Source organism: Pseudorhodobacter sp., from assembly GCF_030452865.1.
GTDB lineage: Bacteria > Pseudomonadota > Alphaproteobacteria > Rhodobacterales > Rhodobacteraceae > Pseudorhodobacter.
The window spans coordinates 1-3336 of sequence record NZ_JAKDLJ010000381.1 but is presented as its reverse complement, the minus strand read 5'-3'; the positions used below and the strand labels follow the sequence as shown (position 1 = coordinate 3336).

Below are 3336 nucleotides of genomic sequence, written 5' to 3'. Positions count from 1 at the left end.
GTGGTGATCGGATCAATGGGGGCGGTTTTCAATAGCTCCATAAGCGCAAGACGAAGAACCCGTCGGGCAGCGCTGCATTGGCGGCGTAAGGCGGCACGCTGCAGTCGCGCGGCATCCTGTGCATGTTTGATCGCAAGCAATTCTTTCACGCGTTCGATAAGTGGAGCAAAGCTAAGGCCGTGAATTACGGCCCCTTTCGCGTAAATGCCTCGGTGGCCATTATCGGCAACGGTCTTGACGATGAGCCCCGCCGCGACAAACGCCGTCTCGGCTGATCTGATTGCTTTGGTGGTCCGATGGGCTTTCTCCGCCACCAAGGTTTGCGCAGCATAGCAAATGGCATCCCGAGTTGGATCAATCCAATCTTTTGGTGCCGTCATGCCAATCATCACCTCCAGTATGTGGCGTCGCGCGTCCGAAAGACCAATCATTGGCCCGATATCGCGCAAAAGCTCTTGGAGATGATACCTCTGCATATCATCGGGGAGCGTAGGATAGTCAGAGGTGATATTTTCGTTCTGTAACGGTTGGGCACTCATTGTTCTCATCCTGATTTGGACAAGGCGACAACCGGCAAAAAAACACTGTTCGCACAGATGCGTTTTTTTCTTGCTAGGCCGACGGGGAGGGTGATAGATTTGCACTTGATTTGGTGTGCTTATCGGGATTGGTGTCCCTTAGCTCTTCCTCCCCCCGTGCTGGCTATCGCCTCGCGGGGGTTTCTATTTGGGGTGTGACTGCTCCTGCATTAGGTGTTATTTTGTTTCGTGTTTGACGTTTCATCGCGCTGTCTCGGCCGTGTCACAGATCGTGTCCGGGTCTAGTAGCTCACCCACTTGTCATACAACTTCCCTTCATGGTCTTGAAACCGCAGGCCAACACCCCGGATCTTTCTGTAGGATGGCTCGACACCACCTGCTATTTCATGCAGCCATGCGGGGCCCGAGCCGAACGACGATCTCTGCCAATAAAAGTGTCCCGCAATGTCGTAGGACCCAAATTCAGCGACATCGACGGTATGTTCATTGTCGCGCCCCTCGCGCTCGATCCCAAAGGCGATGACATGGTAAATTTCAATCGCATCACGGTAGCGGCGTATGTCTGGCGTAAGCCCGTCCGGTCCGAAATTGACCGCACCAACCAATGATCCGACCTGAGGGTTCAGGCCCATGGGGCAGCGCCAAAGTTGCAAAGGCGGTTCAATGGGCCACGGTGTGATGCGGCGTATGAACTCGGCCTTTGCCGCGCTACATTCAACTGAGGGCGGAAAGCCGCCCGCAAGGCAGAGCAGAATGGCGCAATCAATAGGATAGGCCTGAATGGGTGTTGCGATGTGCATGGCGCTGATCAATGCGATAGTTGGAATCGAGATGCTTTTCATAGACAACCCTTTCTAGATGTCTTTTGCATACATAAAGCGCCTTTTAATCGCAAAAGAATTTTTCTAACAATGATAGAGTGAAACCAAACTGGCAAACCCAAACAAGCCGGACTCGCCCTGCGGCAGTAGTCCCACGGTCAAATTGTTTGTTCCGTAGCCGGTAAATTTTGTCGACTATTGATGGTCATAGAAATGGGCTCGGTCTTACGCTTTTCTCAATGAACTACGGCCCACGAGGGGTTCATTGCCGTCATTGGAAATGACAGCGGCACCCCCCAAAAGTGCTTTCTGCTGACCCAAGTGACCTGGCGTTACCCTATTGGGTAATGCTTCAACTTTGTCATTGAACGCGATGCAAGGTGGTCGGTATGTGGATTCCAATACGAGGGACAACCAGAGGATACCGTCATGAGTACGCAATATTTCACGGCTAAAACGGATCAAGGCGCATTTGCCGGGCGTGGCCGCGTTGATACTCTGGGGCGCGTATATTGGACGGAAAAGATGAACATTGACAGGCTGCGAGAAAATGGAATGCAGGTGGTGGTTTTTGAGTTCAGCGCAACACCATCGACAGATGTGAATTGCAAGTCTGGATAAATCTCATTGCCCGGACAGGAACTGGATTAAGCCCATTCGCTCCTAACCATCCAGTCTGTGCGAGCTTTCGCCGAACCGCGGTAGCGCGAGACGGCAAGACAATCATGATACTGGCAAGGTTTACAAAAACTTCTCGCCAGCATCTGTTGTAGCGCGGTGTTCCATGAATCCGATATATGGAATAGAAAAGTCGACTCCGCGCCCTATGAATTTTCATATCCCCGGAAATCTCAGGCTGGGCTGGCTCAGTCAATCGCCTGGAATATCTCTCCAGCTTCCGGGTGAGCGCCAGCATAGGCATAAAGACGCGCATAGCCGTCAGACAGGTGCTCCGACTCATGCCGGAGTGAAAGATGGGACATGGCGAATAGTGTGGCTATGATCCCTGCGGCTTCTGCCGAAAGGACGCCTCGGTAGCCATTGCCGTCGCAGCTGATTTGGAAACGCGTGTCGGTGTCAGGTGCGAGAAAAAGTGGCTTGCCTTCGAACTCAAAAAATGTCCAAAGCCCGCCGCCGTAATCATTCGGGCTCAACCAGCCCATAAAGTCGAACACGGTGCGTTCGCCGATAAGCATCAGGCGTTGCCCGAACAGTGCTGGCAGAAACGCCATCCGCTGCTCTTCCGGAACAGGGGTTGCGCGCAGGACGGTAATTGTGGTGTCGGTCATCATCGGTCTCCAGATATCGATTGGGGTTAAGCATCTGAGCTGCCCTTTTTGCTTCTCAGATACGCCCCTCACCAACCCAACTCTTCCTCTATACTTGCATGATCAGAGCGGGCGTCGTGCTGCTCCAAACGAGCGTATGTTCGTCAAAAGCGGCCTTTCGCAGCCCAATAGGCACTTACGGGCGACGTTCGCGGCATATGTCTTGGAAAATGCTTTTTTTGCTGGCATAAAGCGTCTTGAACACATTTGAGCCCCGAGGCACCCTATGACGATTGAGATCAATGAGACGAATGCCATTCCAACATGGGAGGCTGAATTCGAAGCAATCTTGAAAGAGGGCGCGACGCTGGCGGTCAAGTGTTTGTCTGACCCTTATCAGAATGGCCAGATATGGAGCGGCGAATGGGTGGCCTACGCGCTTCCCGGTGATGGCCGGACCTTGGTTTTGGCGCTGCGCCGCGACAATAAGCCAAAAATTATCAAACGCGCGAACGGGCTGGTCTCCTTGGCAACCCGCCTAGGCTTTGATGTTGTGCCAATGCCTTCCTCCAAAGGTGCTATTGCAAGCGGGAAGGTCTCAGCGAAGGTGTAAAGACTCAAATTCGATATAAAACGCCTTACGATGTAAAAAAGCCTTTTATGTATTAATAAGAACTGTTATGAGCCTTGTAGGAGGCTGCCATGACA

At 52.5% G+C, this 3336-nt stretch carries 5 protein-coding genes; 2 read left to right on the top strand and 3 right to left on the bottom strand.

Going from position 1 to position 3336, the window contains the following annotated elements:
* The coding region (locus L0H65_RS16710; protein ID WP_301460347.1) for a helix-turn-helix domain-containing protein at positions 1-539 on the bottom strand (539 nt) is incomplete at its 3' end.
* Between the two features lie 281 nt (positions 540-820).
* Complete coding sequence (locus L0H65_RS16705; RefSeq protein ID WP_301460346.1) at positions 821-1381, bottom strand: hypothetical protein; 561 nt, start codon at positions 1379-1381, stop codon at positions 821-823.
* A 408-nt stretch (positions 1382-1789) separates the two neighbouring features.
* Here L0H65_RS16705 and L0H65_RS16700 point away from each other — a divergent pair, with 408 nt between their 5' ends.
* On the top strand, positions 1790-1981 hold the full coding sequence (locus tag L0H65_RS16700) for a hypothetical protein (RefSeq protein WP_301460345.1): 192 nt from the start codon (positions 1790-1792) through the stop codon (positions 1979-1981).
* Positions 1982-2226: 245 nt separating this feature from the next.
* Here the strand turns inward: L0H65_RS16700 and L0H65_RS16695 are convergent, their stop codons facing one another.
* Complete coding sequence (locus L0H65_RS16695; protein ID WP_301460344.1) at positions 2227-2649, bottom strand: antirestriction protein; 423 nt, start codon at positions 2647-2649, stop codon at positions 2227-2229.
* Positions 2650-2914: 265 nt separating this feature from the next.
* Here L0H65_RS16695 and L0H65_RS16690 point away from each other — a divergent pair, with 265 nt between their 5' ends.
* Positions 2915-3241, top strand: coding sequence for a hypothetical protein (locus L0H65_RS16690; protein WP_301460343.1), 327 nt, complete (start codon positions 2915-2917; stop codon positions 3239-3241).
* The last annotated feature ends 95 nt before the right edge of the window (positions 3242-3336 follow it).

What these genes read in the sequence shown, in the direction of transcription:
- L0H65_RS16690 (WP_301460343.1), top strand. Translation starts at nt 2,915, where the DNA reads ATGACGATTGAGATCAATGAGACGAATGCCATTCCAACATGGGAGGCT.
- L0H65_RS16705 (WP_301460346.1), bottom strand. Translation starts at nt 1,381, where the DNA reads ATGAAAAGCATCTCGATTCCAACTATCGCATTGATCAGCGCCATGCAC.
- L0H65_RS16700 (WP_301460345.1), top strand. Translation starts at nt 1,790, where the DNA reads ATGAGTACGCAATATTTCACGGCTAAAACGGATCAAGGCGCATTTGCC.
- L0H65_RS16695 (WP_301460344.1), bottom strand. Translation starts at nt 2,649, where the DNA reads ATGACCGACACCACAATTACCGTCCTGCGCGCAACCCCTGTTCCGGAA.